The organism is Chromohalobacter canadensis (assembly GCF_029544075.1).
In the GTDB taxonomy this organism is placed as follows: Bacteria; Pseudomonadota; Gammaproteobacteria; order Pseudomonadales; family Halomonadaceae; genus Chromohalobacter; species Chromohalobacter canadensis_A.
In genome coordinates, this window is record NZ_JAJQJH010000006.1 from 52,450 (window position 1) to 69,136 (window position 16,687).

Below are 16,687 nucleotides of genomic sequence, written 5' to 3' on the forward strand. Positions count from 1 at the left end.
CAAGTGGCGTCAGAAGGATAGCAAGAGCAGGATCAGCGGTGGTGAGAGGAGCGACAGCAAGAAGCCGTTGACGATGGCGATGGGGACGCAGGCCACGCCGCCGTGTTGCTGGATGACGGGCAGGGTGAAGTCCATGGACGTGGCTCCGCCATAACCGATGGCCAGTGGTGTGGCGCGATGGATGACCAGGGGAATGAGCAGGAAGGCGAACAGTTCCCGTGCGAGATCGTTGAAGAAGGCCACGCCGCCAAGCACGGGGCCGAGCTGGTCGCCGATGAGTATGCCGGAGAGTGAATACCAGCCAAAACCGGCGGCCATGGCGAGGCCTTCATTCCAGCGTAGATCGAGCAACGGGGCGGCCAGCAAGCCCCCCAGCAGAGAGCTGAGCGCCACACTGATCGCGATGACCAGACCATGGCGATTGAGCAGGATTTGTTTGAGCGGCATGCCCGAGTTGCGCAATTGGCAGCCGATCAGAGCTAGTAGCAGGTAAAGCGTCCATTCGGCGAGCGGCTCCGCCCAGGCATGTACCGCCCTGGCGTCCCAATGGCTGGCCCCCACGCCGAACATCGTCCCCAGTACGACCACGCCAGCGAGCGACAGCGACCCGAGCAATGCTGAGCCGGTGCTGGTGGGAGCATTGGGGAGATGGGGAGACTGTCCGGCGCGCAGACGGCTATGGCGCGACAGCCAGGCCAGTGCGAGGAGGTTGAGTGGCGTGATGATCGCGAACAAGATCGCGGCCTGGCCGCTCATCCGCGATAGCTGGTCGAGCAAATCCTCGAGCCCCGCCAGGCTGATACCCATCAGGAACAAGATGACGTAAACCGAGCCATTGACGCCACGGTCGATCATGGCAAGCACACTGGTATGACGTACCGGCACCAGGTAGCCCACGATCAGCGGAAGCAGTATCAACAAAAGTCCGGCCAGCATGCCCGCTCCTGGGTAGTGTAAGTCGTCTCGGAAGCGGCCACTCTATGTGAGCCGGGGGGAGCATGCAAAAGCTTTTGCTTATGGGTGGTTAGCGCTTTTCATCCCGGTTCAGTTCGGTCAGTGCCATGTGGCTTGCAAGTTCGCCGTCGCGGTAATATTCCACGGCGATCAGCAGGCCGGGCCATTGGGTGGAAAAGGCCAAGTGCAGGCGTCGGTCGGGCTTCTCTGGGTTCCAGCCCTCAACCCAGCGGGCCTCGAACGCGCCGGCCGGTACATCGAGCGTTCGCGGTTCGCCCACATGATAGGCGAACGCCTCGGGACGACCTTTGTGATCGGCATACGCCAGCCGGCATGGCGGGGCGGTGGCGCGCTGACAAGGGGCCGTGTCCAGCCCCCGGGAAAGGATGAACAAGGCGCTCTGACGGTCGGGCAACGTGGCCAGCTCGCGCGCGGACAGATGATAGTGCTCGCCCAGGCCGAACAGGGTGAAGCCGCTGGCATAGTGCCAGGCTTGCACGCCATCGTCCTGGAGGCGGAATTTGCCGCGCTCGTAACCCTCGGCGGTGAGCACGCTGGCACGCATTTCACTCTGCCAGTCGTTCCCGCCAAGGTGGCTCAAGCGATGCTGGACATCGGCATCCGGCCAGCCGTCGAGGCGAAGGTGGTAGGTAGCGGCAAAGGGCTGAGGGGCAGCATACGCGTAGGAAATAACGCCGAGGCTGGCCCAGCAGGCGACGAGGGCCAGGGCGGCGAAGCGGTGCAATCCGTGCATCTTGGCCTCCATTAGGCCCCGGCGCGGGGCGCCGTTTCCATGTGCAGTGTGGCGTGCCAGGCACTACGCTGAAAGAGCAAAAGCCAATTCTTCCCTTACCTTCCCGCAGGAGCCCGACGCATGGCCAGAATACTCGTGATTGCCGGTGATTTCGTCGAGGACTATGAGATCATGGTGCCCTTCCAGGCACTGCAGGCGATGGGGCATGATGTCGACGCGGTCTGCCCAGACAAGAAAAAGGGCGATAGCGTCAAGACGGCCATTCACGATTTCGAGGGCGATCAGACCTATTCCGAAAAGCCCGGCCACCACTTCATCGTGAATGCCAGCTTCGCCGAGATTGAGGCATCAAGCTACGATGCGCTGGTGGTACCGGGAGGGCGCGCTCCAGAATATCTGCGCCTCGATGAGCGCGTGCTGTCCATCGTGCGTCACTTTTTGGAGGCGGACAAGCCCGTTGCCACGATTTGCCACGGAGCACAGCTGCTAGCCGCTGCGACATCGCTTGCCGGACGGCGTGTCTCGGCATATCCCGCCTGTGCGCCGGAAGTGCGCTTGGCGGGCGGCGAATTCGTCGAGCTCGCGGCGGATCAAGCAGTGACCTGTGGTCGGTTGGTCTCGGCCCCGGCCTGGCCCGCGCACCCCGAATGGCTGAAGCAGTTCAACGCCTTGCTTTGAGCGCCCGAGGTGGGCGCTCGACGTGTTTTAGCGCATGGTGTCGAGGTCGTCGCGGGTGGGCAGCGCCGTGTAAGCGCCGGGGCGCGTCACGGCGAAGGCCCCGCAGCGGCAGGCATGCTGGATGGCATCTCGCAAACGGGTCTCGTCCTGGCACCAGTCGCCGAGCGTGGCGGCGGTGACATCGGCCTCGGCTATTTGCGCCAGCAGGCCGCCGACGAAGGCGTCGCCTCCGGCGGTGGTGTCTATGGCCGTCACTTCGGGCGGTGTGACATGAATGACCTTGCCAAGCCGATGCACGACGACCGGGGCTGGCCCATCGGTGATCACGATCAGGCGCACGCCAGCGGCCAGACGCCACTGCAACCAGGTATCGGCGTCGTGATCGCCGCGCAGCAGATCAAGCTCCTCGCGGGATAGCTTGAGCAGGTGTGCATGGTCGAGCAGGGCGGTGACACGGCCAATATCGACGCGATTATCGGGCCACAGGTTGTGGCGCAGGTTGGCATCGACGCTGATCAAGGCACCGCCGCGCCGAGCGATGTCGGCGATGCTTAGTGTGGTCTCGGCGATTGCGTCATCGGTGAGGCTGTTGCTGCACAGATGCAGGATCGCCGGCTCGGCGAAGATGCCAGCGGGCAAATGCTCGAGACGGTAAAGCAGATCCGCCGCGGGTGGTCGGTAAAAGTCGAAACGCCGCTCGCCCTGGGCATCGCGCGAGACGAACGCTAGGGCCGTGCGCGCCTCGCGCGTGCGGCGAATGTCCTCGACTGACACACCATGACGCGCGAGCTCCTTGACGATAAAGTCGCCGAAGCGATCCTCGCCGAGCATACCCAGGAAACGACTCGACATCCCCAGGCGGGCGCAGGCCACAGCGACATTGGCCGGCGCGCCGCCCGCATAGGGAGTAAAGGTTTCGGGGACGTCGTCGGTGGCACCATCCAGGCGATTGGACAGCATGTCGACGAGTGCCTCACCGAAGGCAATGAGCGGTGTCATGATGTCTTTCCTCGTGATTTCTTGTTGTTGTCCGATGCCTTGCCGTTCGATGCCGATGCAGGAAAGTGCTCGCGAACCAGCGACAGCAGGCCCTGGGTCGAAGCATCGAAGTCCCCGACGTTGGTGTCGATGCGCTCGCTGATCTCGCCGGCGATACGCTTGCCGAGCTGCACGCCCCATTGATCGAAGGAATTGATGTTCCAGATCACGCCCTGGACGAAGACCTTGTGTTCGTACAAGGCGATCAGCGCGCCCAGGTTCTTGGGCGTCAACTCATCGAGCAGCAGTGTGCTCGAGGGGCGGTTGCCAGGGCAGCTGTAGGGATCGAGCTGGCTGCCGTCCTGGCTGCCTTCCATGAAGGCGTTGGCCTGCGCCAGCATGTTGGTGAGCAGGGCGAAGTGGTGATCCTCGAATTCGGGTTCGGGCTTGAGCGAGGCAATGAAGTCGATGGGCACGTAGCGCGTACCCTGGTGCAGCAGTTGGAAGAACGCATGCTGCCCGTTGGACCCCGTCTGCCCCCAGACGATGGGGCCGGTCTTGTAATTTACCGGCTGGCCGAAGATATCCACCGACTTGCCGTTGGATTCCATGTCGAGCTGCTGGAGAAACGACGGTAGCTGATGCAAGGCCTGGTCGTAGGGCACGATGGCATGCGTCTCGGCGCCGATGAAATTGATATACCAGATGCCGATCAACGCCATGAGTACCGGCATGTTCTGCTCGAACGGGGCTTCGATGAAGTGCTGGTCCATCTCGTAGGCACCTTCGAGGAGTTCCATGAATCCTTCGAAGCCGATGGATAACGCGATGGGCAGTCCGATCGACGACCACATTGAGTATCGCCCGCCGACCCAGGCCCAGAATTCGAAGACGTTTTCCTCACGGATGCCGAATTCCATCGCGGCCTTGCGGTTGGTCGAGGCAGCGATGAAATGTGCGCCGACATCGGCATTTTCGCCGGCATTGTCGAGGAACCAGCGCCGCGCGGTCTTGGCGTTGAGAAGCGTTTCCTGGGTAGAAAAGGTCTTGGTCGAGACGATGAATAGCGTGGTCGCTGGGTCGAGTGCTCTTAGCACTTTCTGGATGTGCGCGCCGTCGACGTTGGAGACAAAGTGAAAGTTGAGCTCGCCGTGACGGTGCTTGAGCAGCGCGCGGCAGGCCATGTTGGGCCCCAGGTCCGAGCCGCCGATGCCAATGTTGACCACGTCCTTGATCTGCTCGCCGCTGTAGCCCTTCCATTCGCCGCTGCGTACTTCTTCCGAGAAGCGCTTGATCTGCTCGCGCGTGCTCTGGATCTCGGGCATGACGTCCTTGCCATCGGCATAGACCGGCTCATCGCCCAAATGACGTAGGGCAGTATGCAGGACAGGGCGATCTTCGGTGACGTTGATGATATCGCCTGAGAACATCTGCGCGCGACGCTGGACCAGCGCCGAGTGATCGGCGAGCTCGATCAGTTTGGCGAGCACGGCATCCGAGACGTGGTGCTTGGAGTAATCCAGGAACAAACCGCCGACGCGCAGGCTCATCTTGTCGAAACGCTTAGGGTCGGTGGCAAAGTAATCACTGATGCGATCATTGGCGGTCTCGCGGTGGAGACGTTCGAGAGCGCGCCAGGTGACGCTGCGCGTGAGTTGGAACATGGCGTCATCCTTCTTCATGAATCGAGCGGCATGACCACGCGGGTCGGTTGGATAAATCGTGTCAGCTTTGCCATTAGCCCCACCATGGGCCTTCGACGAAAGCCGCATGCGAGTCACTGTCTAGGCCACACGGTGACTGCGAGCCTCTTCGAGCAGTGCGAACCAGGTGGCACGGTCGAGCATCAGGTTACTGTCGCGGTGCAAAGCTTGAATACGACTTTCCTTGAGGGTGCCGATGACTGGTGCGGGGTGCCCTGGCAGACGTCGTAGCCAAGCCAATGCCAATCCGGCAGTGCTCGACTCGAACTCTTCGGCGAAATGCTCCAGCGCGCTGCCCAGGACATCCTCGAAGACCAAACCTCCACCGAGCGGCGACCAGGCCATGGGCGCGAGGTTATCGGCGATCACGGCATCATAGAACCCATCGAAAAGCACTTCCGGACGTGCCAGCGACAGCTCAAACTGATGCGCACCGAGCGGGTGGCGCATGACGGCCTGCAGGCGCCGCCACTGCTCGGGCAGGAAGTTGGAAACACCCACCGCGCCGATCTTGCCGGCATCGATGGCGGCATCCAGCGCGGCTGCAGTGGCGGGGGCATCGAGTAGCGGGTCGGGGCGGTGTAGCAGGAAGTGATCGAGGCGCTCGACGCCAAGCTGCTCCAACGATGCGTCGATCCGCGCATTCAGGTAATCGGGGGAGGTATCGTAATGTTTGACGCCGAAGCGTGACGTGTCGCGGGCGGGCAACACGATATCGGTTTTGGTGATCACCTTGACGCGGGCCTTGAGCGCCGGACGCCGTGCCAAGGCCTCGCCGAACAGTTGTTCACACTCGCGATTGCCGTAGATATCGGCGTGATCGAACCAGTCGAGTCCTTCATCGAGACGTGCTTCGATCCAGTCGGCCAAGCGCGTGGCGCCGGCTAGCTCGGGACGCTCGTGAAGGCGCATCATGCCTAGCACGAACGGGACATCGAAAGTCAGCTCATCACTCATTGCGCAAGATCCTCTCGGGTCAGGGTGGTGGCCAGTAGATGCTGGGCGCCAGGCACAAGCCACACGGGGTCAATGCGTGTACAGGCCGCTTCGATGCACAGGAAACGGTAACCGACGTCGGTGGGTGTGTCGCTGGGCAAGTCGGTGTCGGGATGCCAAACTACCGTGGAGTCGCTGCCTTGCTTGGCGATCTGGAGGCGGCGTACGCCATCATCGAGCACGAGTGGACGGTTGGATTCGTAGATACGATCCAATGGGCCGCGCACGCCGAGCTCGCCTTGTTGGTGCGCTTCGGAAAAGTCCTGGCGCTTGTCCAGGTAGCGCGCCCCGGCGAGGCCCTCGACACGGCATTGGTGCGCATGCGCAACACTCAGGTAGCTATGCAATGCTGCGGTCAGTTTGACTGGCGTTTCACCGCGGTGTTCGGTAATCAGCTCGACATGCAGGCGCCGGGCGCTGGCGTGGATCATTACGCGGGGCGTGAGTTGCTCGTCAAGACGCGTTGTCGGCGACAGGTGCACCTCTACGCCTTCGTCCTCTTCGTCGATTCCGTCCAATCGCCACTCGGCCTGACGGGCAGTACCGTGCATGGGGCCGCGGCCGTCGGGGGATTCATCGGCAAACCACGGCCAGCACACCGGGATACCGCCGCGTATCGTACCCGGCAAGGCTTGTGGTGTGGGTGTTACCCATAGCCAGCCATCCTCCGTGCCGGGCGCAAAAGGTAAATAATGCAGCACCTGGGCGCCTTGAAGAGAGACCGCCAACTCGCCCCAGTCGGCATTGAACAACAGCACGCGACGGCCTTGCCATTCGGCTTCGCGCTGCCCTTTTGTCGCGTCGAGCAACTGACGCAGAGAATCGGGAATCATGCCACCTCCTCGTTATGTAACGCTTCGCAGGCACCCAGCAGCCCATTCCAAGGTGCCGTGACCACCCACACGGGAATGTGAGCAGTGTACGCGTGCATGCGGCCTTTGTCGGTGAAGGCGTCACGGAAGTGGCTATGCGGTAGCCAATCGAGCAGTCGCGGCAGAATGCCACCGCACAAATAGACCCCGCCGCGCGCGCCAAGCATCAGGGCGGCATCGCCGCTGACATCGCCGAGAATCTTGAGGAAGCGCTCGAGAGACTGACGCGCGAGTGGGTCGCCAGCGCGTGCCGCACCAGTCACCTCGGCGGGCGTGTTGTAGTGGGCAATCTGCTTGGCTAGATGCGCATTCGCGCGATAAAGATCCAGCAAGCCTTGACCACAGAGGATACGCTCCACCGAGACGCGCCCGTAGTGCTGGTGAAAGTACGCCAGCAGCTCGCGTTCATGCGCATCGGTGGGCGCGAAGGACACGTGCCCACCCTCGGTGGGAAGGGGGATCCAGTCGTGCTGACCGGGAAAGAGGCCCGCCATGCCCAGGCCGGTGCCGGGGCCGAAGATCAACCTGGCGCTGCCCGGCGCGGCCTCGCCGGCTCCTAGCGGTACCAAATCCTTGGCATCTACGTGAGGCACACCGAGAGCTTGTGCGGTGAAGTCGTTGATGACCTTGAACAGCTCGAAGCCGAACTCCTGGGCTACTTGGCGCTTGGAGAAGCACCAGGCGTTGTTGGTCATGCGGACTTCATCGTTGTGTACGGGGCAGGCGAAGGCGAGGCAGGCTTCGCGGGGTACTTCCGCACCCACCTCGTCGAGGTAGGCGCGAATCGCTTCGGAGAGTGTTGGATAATGCGCACAAGGAAGCGTTCGAATGGCCTGAAGATCGAACTCTCCCGGCGTCACCAAGGCGAAGCGGGCATTGGTGCCGCCGATGTCGCCAATCAAGGCAGGTCGGCTCATTCAAGCATCCTCGCCTTGAATGTGCGCTCCTTGGCGAGCTAGGTCGTCGGCCTCGAAGCCGCCCAGCACGCTGCAGCCTTCCTCGCCGCGCATGGCGAGCTGACGGAAGCCGCCGAACAGTTCGCGCCCCAGCCCTACATGGTAGTGGTCGAGATCGCCGACAGCCTGCTCGCGTTGCGCCCAGGTCTGTGCGTCGAGTTTTACTTCCAGGCTGCCGTTGTCGGCATCGAGGCGCACGACATCGCCGTCGCGAAGCTTGCCCAACGGGCCACCGTCGAGGGCCTCGGGTGTCATGTGGATCGCCGCGGGGACCTTGCCGGAGGCGCCGGACATGCGGCCGTCGGTCACCAGCGCGACCTTATAGCCGCGGTCCTGCAGGACACCAAGATAGGGCGTGAGCTTATGCAGCTCGGGCATGCCGTTAGCCTGGGGGCCCTGAAAGCGGACGACGGCGATGACGTCGCGGTCCAGTTCGCCAGCTTCGAAGGCGCCCTGGAGATCGTTTTGATCCTCGAAAATCCGGATGGGCGCCTCAACCAGGCGATTTTCTTGCTTCACGGCGGAGATCTTGATTACGCCGCGTCCCAGGTTGCCGTCGAGCACCGTCAGCCCACCGGTCGGGGAGAAGGGGTTCGATACCGGACGCAGGACGTCCTCGTCGAGGCTTTGCTCGGGGCCTTCACGCCAGATCAGTTCGCCGTCTTCAAGGAAGGGCTCTTTGGTGTAGGCCGTCATGTCGGTACCGAACGCGGTCGGGATGTCGCTGTGGATGAGCCCGGCCTTGAGCAGTTCACGGAACAGGAGGCTCATGCCGCCTGCGGCTTGGAAGTGGTTGATGTCTGCCTGGCCGTTGGGATAGACGTGCATCAGGCTCGGTGTCACCGCGGAAAGGTCGGTGAAGTCGTCCCAGGTCAAGGTCAGCCCCGCAGCAGCGGCCATGGCCACCAGGTGCAGGGTATGGTTGGTGGAGCCGCCCGAGGCGAGCAGGCCGACGATGGCATTGACGATGGCACGGGCGTCGATCTGCTTGTAGAAAGGCCGATAATCGCCACCCGGCTCGGTGTTGCGAATCGTCTGTTGGGTGGCGAACTGGGTGAGTGCCTCGCGCATCTCGGTACCGGGATTGACGAACGATGTGCCCGGCAGGTGCAGACCCATCATCTCCATCATCAACTGATTGGAGTTGGCGGTACCGTAAAAGGTGCAGGTGCCGGGGCTGTGATAGGACTGCGACTCGGCTTCCAACAGGTCTTCACGCGTGGCTTTGCCCTCGGCAAACAGCTGACGGACGCGGGCTTTTTCCTTGTTGGGCAGGCCGCTGGGCATTGGGCCCGCGGGCACGAAAGTGGCCGGCAGGTGGCCGAAGCGCGCCGCTGCAATGAACAGCCCCGGGACGATCTTGTCACATACCCCGAGGTAGAGGGCGCCATCGAACATGTTATGCGACAGGCCTACAGCTGTAGCCATGGCGATGACATCGCGTGAGAACAGTGACAGCTCCATGCCAGGCTGGCCTTGGGTAACGCCGTCGCACATGGCGGGGACGCCACCGGCGAACTGGGCGGTCGAGCCCATTTGTCGAGCGGCGTCCTTGATGGTGGCGGGAAAGGTTTCCAGGGGCTGGTGCGCCGACAGCATGTCGTTGTAGGCCGATATGATGCCCAGGTTGGCGGAGTTCATCAGCTTGAGCTGATTCTTGTCCTGGCTGCCGCAAGAGGCGACGCCATGGGCAAGATTACCGCAACTGAGGTCGCTGCGGTGGACTCCGCGCTTGTACTGATCGTGCATACGCTTTTCGTAAAGCGCTCGGCGTTCCTTGGAGCGTTCTTCGATGCGGCGAGTAACGTCGGCAACGGTCTGATTCAGTGGCATGTCAGGACCTCATCAAGTGCGTTGGGTGGTCATGTAAGTAAATTTAGCAAAAAATACCTTGATGGTCGTGCGTCTTTTGCCCAAATTAAGGGGATAGCTGTAGTATTCTTCCAAAAGATACTTATCGTATCTTTGGGGTCACGCCAATCAAAGGAGGAAGCCATTATGACACTGCGTATTGCAATCAACGGGTTTGGGCGTATCGGTCGTAACGTCCTGCGGGCTCTCTATGAAAACGGTTATCGCGACCGCGTCGAGGTCGTGGCCATCAACGACCTGGGTGATCCGTCGCTCAACGCCCATCTACTCAAGCATGATAGCGTGCATGGGCACTTCATGTTTGAGGTGGGACACGACGACGAGTCGTTGAACGTCGATGGCGACCGCATCCGCATACTTTCCGAGCGTGACCCGGCCGCCTTGCCCTGGACATCGCTGAATGTCGACCTGGTCATGGAGTGCACTGGGCTCTTTACCAAGCGTGATGCCGCCGCCAAGCACCTCGAAGCCGGCGCCGAGCGTGTGCTGATCTCTGCGCCCAGCGGCGATGCCGATGCCATGGTGGTGTTCGGCGTCAATGAGGATGTGTTGACCAGCGAGCATCGGGTGGTTTCCAACGCCTCTTGCACCACCAATTGCCTGGCGCCGGTTGCCAAGGCGCTCAACGACGCGGTGGGCATCGAGAACGGCTTGATGACGACGGTTCATGCCTACACCAACGACCAGAACCTATCCGACGTTTATCATAAGGATCCTTACCGGGCGCGTAGCGCGACCCAGTCGATGATTCCTACCAAGACGGGCGCCGCGGCGGCGGTGGGTCGAGTATTGCCCGAACTCGAAGGTAAGTTCGATGGTTTGGCGGTCCGCGTGCCGGTCATCAACGTGTCGCTGGTCGATCTCACTTTTACTGCCGGCCGTGAAACCACCCAGGAAGAAATCAACGCCATCGTCGAGAAGGCGGCCGAGAATTCTCCGGTGCTGGCCTCCAATGCCCAGCCACTGGTGTCGATCGACTTCAACCACGATGCGAACTCGTCCACCTTCGATGCGAACCACACGCGCGTCAACGGCCGCCTAGTCAAGGTGATGGCGTGGTACGACAATGAATGGGGTTTCTCCAACCGTATGCTGGATACGGCGCTGGCAATGCACGCGGCCAAGTAAGGCTCGTCAGTGACGTAACCACCCCGTGTGGGAGCGTCCGGATACACGTCTCGCGCACTCACGGCTCCGCTCGATCGTTGTCCGTTCGCTCTCGCTCCCCAGCGGGTACCGTCAGGTGCTCGGGAAATCAGGCGCCTCAGGGCGCCTTTTTTCTGCCGGGACACTCAAGATCCGACACCCCCCGGCCGATGTTCAAGGTAAGGCAGCACCGCATTGCCATTGGCGTATTGCAACTGTCGTGACGATGCCTAAGCTCCTGTCCTGTAGAGAATGACGAAAGTGCCATAGTGGGTCCATCATCACGTCATGGTCGGGTTTAACCCCTTCCTGTGATAGACTGCAAAAGGCATGCATCATTTCTCATCAACGGAACGGGCATCATGCGCGATTTTGTGCAACAGGCTCATCGGCTGGTCGGTGTCATGCTGCGCGACGGACACCGCAATCGCCAAGGAAAGATCACCGGTGTCGACCAATCGCGCGACACGCCTGCCGTCTACGTCGCTTGGTCGGGACAGTCCCGTTGCGAGCGTGTGGCGCTGAGCATTGAAGAGCTGCGCACCCTGGTGTCGGCCTATCTCGAAACGCATGATCGCCGACCCGTTGAGCAAGCCGAGCCGGAGGCTTCATCGGTCTCGCCGCCGCAGCGGCGCACTGGGGTGCGGTAGCCCGCTTGTGCCTTCGCTGAGTCAGCGGTCGTGCGAATTCGTCACGAAGCCTGTGAAGTGGGGCGATGACTCATTATGGATATACCGGCCGCGAAGGGTTTTTCCACGCTTCCTAGCGATTGCGATGTATTGCTGGAGGGCTCTCCCGCCATCCTATATGCGACCGGTCCCGGCTGGTGGCGTAGCGATCTACACTACGTTAGCTATAACCTCGCGGCACTGATCGGTGCCACGCGGGTGCAGCTCCAGGCTACCCCTACTTTGTGGCTCGAGCATGTGCGCGATGCCGAGGAAGCGGAGGCGCGGCTGTTTGCGGGGCTGGCAGCGGGCGAGTCGCGTATTCGCCTGTATTACCGCGTTGCGTGCGTCGAGGGGCATGTCCGCCACATGCAAGACGATATCGTGGTGCAACGTGACGCCACTGGCGATGTGATCGAGTTGATCGGCTCCCTGACCGATATCAGCGAGACGCAGATGGCGCTTGAGACACTGGCAGACAGCGAGCGTCGTTATCGTTTTATCGTCGAAAATATCAGCGATGCCATTTTGTTGATGGACGCTGATGGGGAATGCCGCTTCGCGTCGCCGTCGATACGTGGCCTGCTCGGACATCGTCCCGACACCTTGCATGATCGTGGACTGTTGGAATTGTTGCCGCCGGACGACGCGCCGCGCGTGCAGCGCCTGATTCACGATGCCTCGCGTCATGGCGAGCCGCTGCGCATGGAGCTGCGCATGCGTCACCGGCTAGGTCATTATGTGTGGCTGGAAACCTGCTGCTCGCCCTATTTGAACCCTGCCAGTGAACGCTACGAATGGATCCTTGCGGTGGCCCGCGATATTACCGACCGCAAGCATCGCGAGCATCGTCTGCATGAGCTTTCGACAACTGATAGCCTCACCGGGGCGCTCAATCGTGGCGCCTACTTGAGCTGCTTGCGTAGCGGTCTGGAAGCCGCCGATCATGTGTCTCAGCGTGTGTCCTTGGTGATTTTCGACATCGACCATTTCAAGACGATCAACGACACTTGGGGACATGCGGCCGGTGACCTGGTGCTGGCTTGTGTGGGTGAGATATGCCGCACTGCGTTGCGTGATCACGATGTGTTCGGACGCATCGGCGGGGAAGAATTCTCGTTGATGCTGGCAGGTCAATCGCTGAACGATGCGGCGTTGCTGGCCGAACGGCTGCGCAAGAAATTCGAAAGCGTACGGGTCGAATTTCATGGCGAATGGCTGAGTTTCTCAGTAAGTTTCGGTGTGGCGGAACGCCAATCCCGCGAGGGGGTGGAGTCGCTGCTACACCGCGCCGACATGGGGCTCTATGCTGCCAAGCACAACGGCCGTAACCGCGTGCATCAGGCGCCGCCGCAACCCGTATGAACACGTTATGCAATTACCCCCATCGTATGCCATATCGCCGAGCGTTAGCCGAACACGGCGTAGTAATCAAGGAGAAGAAAATGATGCGAATTCTGCTGGCCTGTTTGCTGAGCATGCTGAGCCTCGGCGCCTGGGCGGAGACCGTGGAGGGTCCAAAGGTCATCGGCGAGACGTTTGAATACTCCACTGGCGGCGAGACGTATCAAGGGTATCTGGCACGTAACGTCAACGATGAGAAACCGCGTCCGGCGGTGTTGTTGGTGCACGAATGGTGGGGCCTCAACGATTACGCCAAATCACGGGCCGATCAGTTGGCGGCGCTGGGCTTCGTCGCCCTGGCGGTCGATATGTACGGTAAGGGCGAGACCGCCGAACATCCCAACGATGCGCAGGCGTTTTCCAAGCGAGTGATGAGCGATTGGCCCACGGCGCGCGCGAGCCTCGAAGCGGCCATGGCCAAGCTGCGGGAACAGCCCTACGTGCGTGGCGATCGCATGGCGGCGTTGGGATATTGCTTCGGCGGCGGCGTGGTGATGAACATGGCGCTGGCGGGCATGCCCATCGAGGCGGCGATCAGCTTCCATGGCAGCCCTACTCAAGCGGTCTCCGATCCGCAGCCCTTCGATGGCATCGTGCAGATTCACAATGGCGAGGCCGACGGCCTGGTCGAGCCGGATGCGCTGGAGTCGATGGCACAGACGCTAAGCGATCAGGGCGCCGATGTGCGCGTAGTGCAATACCCGGGAGCCAAGCATGGTTTCAGCAACCCGGGGTCCGACGCCCAGGCTGACAAGTTCGATCTGCCGTTGGGCTATGATGCCGCCGCCGACGCGGCCTCTTGGCAATCGGCCCTGGTAGCGTTGGATCGCGCCCTCAACCAGGACTGATATGCAATCTGGCGGTGCCGTGTCGTGCCGCCAGATTTGCCACTGGTGGTGAATCAGGCGCGCCGGGAGAGGGCCAGAACACGCTTGGCGAGCTCGATCATGTCGGCGTCGCCGGTGTTTTTGTCGGGAACGTCGGAGAGCTTGATTACCGGGGTCCAATGTTGCCCTTCTGGGCGTGCCTCGGTCATCTTGATGACCATGTTCATTGGTGTAACGCCGACATCGTTGGTGAAGTTGGTGCCGATGCCGAACGCGGTAGTGATGCGTCCACGACAGAAGTTGTCAATGCGTTCCACGCGCTCGGGGGTCAAGGCATCGGAAAAGATGATGGTCTTGGTACGCGGGTCGATGCCCATGCGTTCGTAATGCGCGATGGTGGCGGCCGCGAATTCAAGTGGGTCGCCGCTATCGTGACGCACGCCATCGAAGAGTTTGGCGAACTTCTTGTCGAAGCTGTCGAAGAAGGTGGCAGAGGTAAAGGTGTCGGTAAGCGCGATGCCCAGGTCGCCGCGATAGACATCGACCCAATGCTCCAGGGCCAGGCTGTTGGCCATCTTGAAGCCAAAGCGCGCGCCGTGAAACATGAACCACTCATGGGCATGTGTGCCGATCGGCTTGACGCCATGCCGCATGGCCAGGTGCACGTTGCTCGATCCGGAAAAGGTATCACCACCGTGGTGGCACAGTGAAGCCACGACGCGGTCGTGGACGCTATAGGAATAGCGCCGACGGGTGCCGAACTCGGCGATCTTGAGGCCCAGGCGCTTGTAGTGCTCGATCTTGTCGCGGGTGCGGGTATCGATGAGAGCATCCGAGTCTCGCTGACCGTCGCCCATTTGGTACCAGATCTCGCTGATCAGCGCCATCAGTGGTACTTCCCAGAGGATGGTGCGATACCAGAGCCCTTCGATTTGCAACGTGAAGTGTCCGCCCTCCTGGACGATTTCGACCTCCTCTGGGTTGTAATGAAACCCCGAGAGGAAGTCGAGATAAGTCGGGTCGAGATAGGGGCAGGTGCGCTCCAGGTAACGCTTTTCCTCGAGGGTCAGCGACAGATTCGCCATGGCGTCCACTGCCTCGCGTAGTCGCTCGGCAAAGCCGGGGGGGAAGGTGTGGTCGCCCCGGTTGATGAACGCATAGCGAGCTCGCGCATAAGGAAAGCGCTTGATGACCGCGCTTTGCATGGTGAACTTGTAAAAGTCGTTGTCGAGGAGCGAATCCAGCATCGTGCATCCTATACGGCGAGGTTCCGAAACGGGGACGCCAGCTTAGCGCAGCTATACGATAGGCACCACCACCGCCGGGCTGAGCGCCGGCTTGTGAAGTGCTTACATGAAGGCCATGACACCGAACATGGTGATCATGAAGCCACCGAACAATAACAAACCTGCGATCGACAGCAGGAGTAACAAATAGCCGAGGATAAGAGCCGCCAGGGCCCAGGCGTCGCCCTGTTCGCCCGTGCGACGGATCTGTCGACGTGCTAAATGACCGCAGACGATGCCGCCCAGCGCGCTAGGTAGCACGAAAATGCCCAGCACGCTGAGCGCAAAAGCGACCAGTGCCATGCTGTTGAGCTGTGGTGTCGGAGGCGGCGGGGAGGGCTCGGGCGTGACGCGGGACATCGCTTGCTCCAGAGATGGGTTGGCCTCACCCTAGCATGAGCCGTGATGTTCGGGAATCCGCTTCGGGAGGCGTGGCGATGGGCTTGACGATACGGGAACTGACGCGCGTTGCCGAGGTCCCGCTCGAAACATGGAACGCATTGGTGGGTAGGCGCTATCCCTTCCTGCGGCACGAGTTTCTAGATGCCTTGGAAAGCACCGGCTGTGTGGACGCCGAGAGTGGCTGGGCGCCGCGTCATCTTTCGCTGTGGCAGGACGGACGCTTGGTGGGCGTGTTACCGCACTATCTCAAGACGCACTCTTTCGGCGAGTACGTCTTCGACTGGAGCTGGGCGGACGCCTGGGAGCGTGCCGGTGGGCGGTATTACCCCAAGCGGCTGAGCGCCATCCCCTTCACGCCTGCTGTCGGGCCGCGCCTGGCGGTAGCATCCGATATCTCGTCCGCCCAGGCGATACAAGCGGTGGCGGCTTTGTTCGAGGAGCGCGGCGACGACTTTTCGAGTTGGCATTTGCTGTTTGCCGATGACCACGAAGTTACGCAGTGGCAAGCACAGTGGCCGGCCTTACTACGGCGTGAGGCGGTGCGTTTCGAGTGGTGCGATGCCAACTACGGTGATTTCGAGGGCTTTCTGGCGTCAATGGTAGGGAAACGGCGCAAGGAGATTCGCCGTGAACGCCGCAAGGTCGCCGAACAAGGGTTGAGCCTGCACCGACTGAGCGGAGACGACATCGATGCCGCGGCGTTGGCTCACTTCTATCGCTGCTATCGCATTACCTATCTCGAACGCGGGCAGATGCCCTATCTCAGCGAAGCATTCTTCACGCGATTGCGCGCGACGATGGCTGAGGCGCTCATGCTGGTGCAGGTGCGCCAGGGCGATACGCCGGTCGCCGCGGCGCTCTACCTGAGAGGTGGTGATACGCTATATGGACGCTACTGGGGCAGTGAAGTCGTTGTCGACTGCCTACACTTCGAAGCATGTTATTACCAAGGCATCGAATACTGCTTGGAACAGGGCCTGCAACGCTTCGATCCCGGTACCCAGGGTGAGCACAAGTTGCTTCGCGGCTTCTCGCCCGAGCTAAGCACTTCGCTGCATTACTTGCCACATGCGGGATTTCGGGAGGCGGTCGCGCAGTTCTGTGTCGAGGAGCGCCAGGCCATGGGCCACTATCGCTTGGCATGCCGCGAACGCTTACCGTTTCGCCACGTACAATGAGTAGAAGCCATCG

General features: G+C 61.3%; 16 protein-coding genes. 6 read left to right on the top strand and 10 right to left on the bottom strand.

The window, feature by feature from the left end; genetic code table 11:
* Positions 1 to 9 precede the first annotated feature (9 nt).
* Together LUN51_RS09655 and LUN51_RS09660 are read right to left on the bottom strand one after the other, a co-directional pair.
* Positions 10 to 936 (bottom strand): lysine exporter LysO family protein, encoded by a 927-nt coding sequence (locus LUN51_RS09655; RefSeq protein WP_277811085.1) that lies wholly within the window; start codon positions 934 to 936, stop codon positions 10 to 12.
* Positions 937 to 1,024: 88 nt separating this feature from the next.
* Positions 1,025 to 1,708, bottom strand: coding sequence for a hypothetical protein (locus tag LUN51_RS09660; RefSeq protein ID WP_277811086.1), 684 nt, complete (start codon positions 1,706 to 1,708; stop codon positions 1,025 to 1,027).
* A gap of 120 nt (positions 1,709 to 1,828) precedes the next feature.
* Here LUN51_RS09660 and LUN51_RS09665 point away from each other — a divergent pair, with 120 nt between their 5' ends.
* The gene (locus LUN51_RS09665) at positions 1,829 to 2,386 is read left to right on the top strand and encodes a DJ-1/PfpI family protein (protein WP_277811087.1); all 558 of its coding nucleotides are present in this window, start codon (positions 1,829 to 1,831) and stop codon (positions 2,384 to 2,386) included.
* A 27-nt stretch (positions 2,387 to 2,413) separates the two neighbouring features.
* Here LUN51_RS09665 and LUN51_RS09670 read toward each other — a convergent pair whose 3' ends face one another.
* The 6 genes from LUN51_RS09670 to edd form a co-directional block, all read right to left on the bottom strand.
* On the bottom strand, positions 2,414 to 3,385 hold the full coding sequence (locus tag LUN51_RS09670; RefSeq protein WP_277811088.1) for a carbohydrate kinase family protein: 972 nt from the start codon (positions 3,383 to 3,385) through the stop codon (positions 2,414 to 2,416).
* Positions 3,382 to 5,028 carry a glucose-6-phosphate isomerase gene (gene pgi / locus LUN51_RS09675; RefSeq protein WP_277811089.1) on the bottom strand — a complete coding sequence of 549 codons (1,647 nt, stop codon included), beginning with the start codon at positions 5,026 to 5,028 and terminating at the stop codon, positions 3,382 to 3,384. The genes LUN51_RS09670 and pgi overlap by 4 nt, the downstream gene beginning before the upstream one ends.
* A gap of 120 nt (positions 5,029 to 5,148) precedes the next feature.
* The gene (locus LUN51_RS09680; protein ID WP_277811090.1) at positions 5,149 to 6,024 is read right to left on the bottom strand and encodes an aldo/keto reductase; all 876 of its coding nucleotides are present in this window, start codon (positions 6,022 to 6,024) and stop codon (positions 5,149 to 5,151) included.
* Positions 6,021 to 6,896: a D-hexose-6-phosphate mutarotase gene (locus tag LUN51_RS09685; RefSeq protein ID WP_040244448.1), complete on the bottom strand. Its 876-nt coding sequence runs from the start codon at positions 6,894 to 6,896 to the stop codon at positions 6,021 to 6,023. The genes LUN51_RS09680 and LUN51_RS09685 overlap by 4 nt, the downstream gene beginning before the upstream one ends.
* Positions 6,893 to 7,852 (bottom strand): glucokinase, encoded by a 960-nt coding sequence (glk, locus tag LUN51_RS09690; RefSeq protein WP_246894309.1) that lies wholly within the window; start codon positions 7,850 to 7,852, stop codon positions 6,893 to 6,895. Before glk ends, LUN51_RS09685 begins: the two co-directional genes overlap by 4 nt.
* Entirely contained in the window at positions 7,853 to 9,724 is a 1,872-nt protein-coding gene (gene edd, locus LUN51_RS09695) for a phosphogluconate dehydratase (RefSeq protein ID WP_246894308.1), read from the bottom strand.
* Positions 9,725 to 9,889: 165 nt separating this feature from the next.
* On the opposite strand from edd, the gene gap reads away from it, so the two are divergent.
* From gap to LUN51_RS09715, 4 genes are all read left to right on the top strand, one after another.
* Entirely contained in the window at positions 9,890 to 10,891 is a 1,002-nt protein-coding gene (gap, locus tag LUN51_RS09700) for a type I glyceraldehyde-3-phosphate dehydrogenase (RefSeq protein ID WP_277811091.1), read from the top strand.
* Positions 10,892 to 11,271: 380 nt separating this feature from the next.
* Positions 11,272 to 11,559 carry a hypothetical protein gene (locus LUN51_RS09705; protein ID WP_246894307.1) on the top strand — a complete coding sequence of 96 codons (288 nt, stop codon included), beginning with the start codon at positions 11,272 to 11,274 and terminating at the stop codon, positions 11,557 to 11,559.
* A 75-nt stretch (positions 11,560 to 11,634) separates the two neighbouring features.
* Positions 11,635 to 12,942 (top strand): sensor domain-containing diguanylate cyclase, encoded by a 1,308-nt coding sequence (locus tag LUN51_RS09710; RefSeq protein ID WP_277811092.1) that lies wholly within the window; start codon positions 11,635 to 11,637, stop codon positions 12,940 to 12,942.
* Positions 12,943 to 13,022: 80 nt separating this feature from the next.
* The gene (locus LUN51_RS09715) at positions 13,023 to 13,829 is read left to right on the top strand and encodes a dienelactone hydrolase family protein (RefSeq protein ID WP_277811093.1); all 807 of its coding nucleotides are present in this window, start codon (positions 13,023 to 13,025) and stop codon (positions 13,827 to 13,829) included.
* Positions 13,830 to 13,882: 53 nt separating this feature from the next.
* Here LUN51_RS09715 and pncB read toward each other — a convergent pair whose 3' ends face one another.
* Together pncB and LUN51_RS09725 are read right to left on the bottom strand one after the other, a co-directional pair.
* Positions 13,883 to 15,055, bottom strand: a complete 1,173-nt coding sequence (pncB, locus tag LUN51_RS09720) for a nicotinate phosphoribosyltransferase (RefSeq protein WP_277811094.1) — start codon at positions 15,053 to 15,055, stop codon at positions 13,883 to 13,885.
* 102 nt (positions 15,056 to 15,157) lie between these two features.
* Entirely contained in the window at positions 15,158 to 15,454 is a 297-nt protein-coding gene (locus LUN51_RS09725; RefSeq protein WP_277811095.1) for a DUF4190 domain-containing protein, read from the bottom strand.
* A gap of 77 nt (positions 15,455 to 15,531) precedes the next feature.
* Between LUN51_RS09725 and LUN51_RS09730 the strand changes: the two genes are divergently transcribed.
* Positions 15,532 to 16,674 (top strand): GNAT family N-acetyltransferase, encoded by a 1,143-nt coding sequence (locus LUN51_RS09730; RefSeq protein WP_277811096.1) that lies wholly within the window; start codon positions 15,532 to 15,534, stop codon positions 16,672 to 16,674.
* Positions 16,675 to 16,687 lie beyond the last annotated feature (13 nt).

Coding starts and splice junctions, on each gene's coding strand:
- LUN51_RS09655 (WP_277811085.1), bottom strand. CDS start 936: ATGCTGGCCGGACTTTTGTTGATACTGCTTCCGCTGATCGTGGGCTAC.
- LUN51_RS09660 (WP_277811086.1), bottom strand. CDS start 1,708: ATGCACGGATTGCACCGCTTCGCCGCCCTGGCCCTCGTCGCCTGCTGG.
- LUN51_RS09665 (WP_277811087.1), top strand. CDS start 1,829: ATGGCCAGAATACTCGTGATTGCCGGTGATTTCGTCGAGGACTATGAG.
- LUN51_RS09670 (WP_277811088.1), bottom strand. CDS start 3,385: ATGACACCGCTCATTGCCTTCGGTGAGGCACTCGTCGACATGCTGTCC.
- pgi (WP_277811089.1), bottom strand. CDS start 5,028: ATGTTCCAACTCACGCGCAGCGTCACCTGGCGCGCTCTCGAACGTCTC.
- LUN51_RS09680 (WP_277811090.1), bottom strand. CDS start 6,024: ATGAGTGATGAGCTGACTTTCGATGTCCCGTTCGTGCTAGGCATGATG.
- LUN51_RS09685 (WP_040244448.1), bottom strand. CDS start 6,896: ATGATTCCCGATTCTCTGCGTCAGTTGCTCGACGCGACAAAAGGGCAG.
- glk (WP_246894309.1), bottom strand. CDS start 7,852: ATGAGCCGACCTGCCTTGATTGGCGACATCGGCGGCACCAATGCCCGC.
- edd (WP_246894308.1), bottom strand. CDS start 9,724: ATGCCACTGAATCAGACCGTTGCCGACGTTACTCGCCGCATCGAAGAA.
- gap (WP_277811091.1), top strand. CDS start 9,890: ATGACACTGCGTATTGCAATCAACGGGTTTGGGCGTATCGGTCGTAAC.
- LUN51_RS09705 (WP_246894307.1), top strand. CDS start 11,272: ATGCGCGATTTTGTGCAACAGGCTCATCGGCTGGTCGGTGTCATGCTG.
- LUN51_RS09710 (WP_277811092.1), top strand. CDS start 11,635: ATGGATATACCGGCCGCGAAGGGTTTTTCCACGCTTCCTAGCGATTGC.
- LUN51_RS09715 (WP_277811093.1), top strand. CDS start 13,023: ATGATGCGAATTCTGCTGGCCTGTTTGCTGAGCATGCTGAGCCTCGGC.
- pncB (WP_277811094.1), bottom strand. CDS start 15,055: ATGCTGGATTCGCTCCTCGACAACGACTTTTACAAGTTCACCATGCAA.
- LUN51_RS09725 (WP_277811095.1), bottom strand. CDS start 15,454: ATGTCCCGCGTCACGCCCGAGCCCTCCCCGCCGCCTCCGACACCACAG.
- LUN51_RS09730 (WP_277811096.1), top strand. CDS start 15,532: ATGGGCTTGACGATACGGGAACTGACGCGCGTTGCCGAGGTCCCGCTC.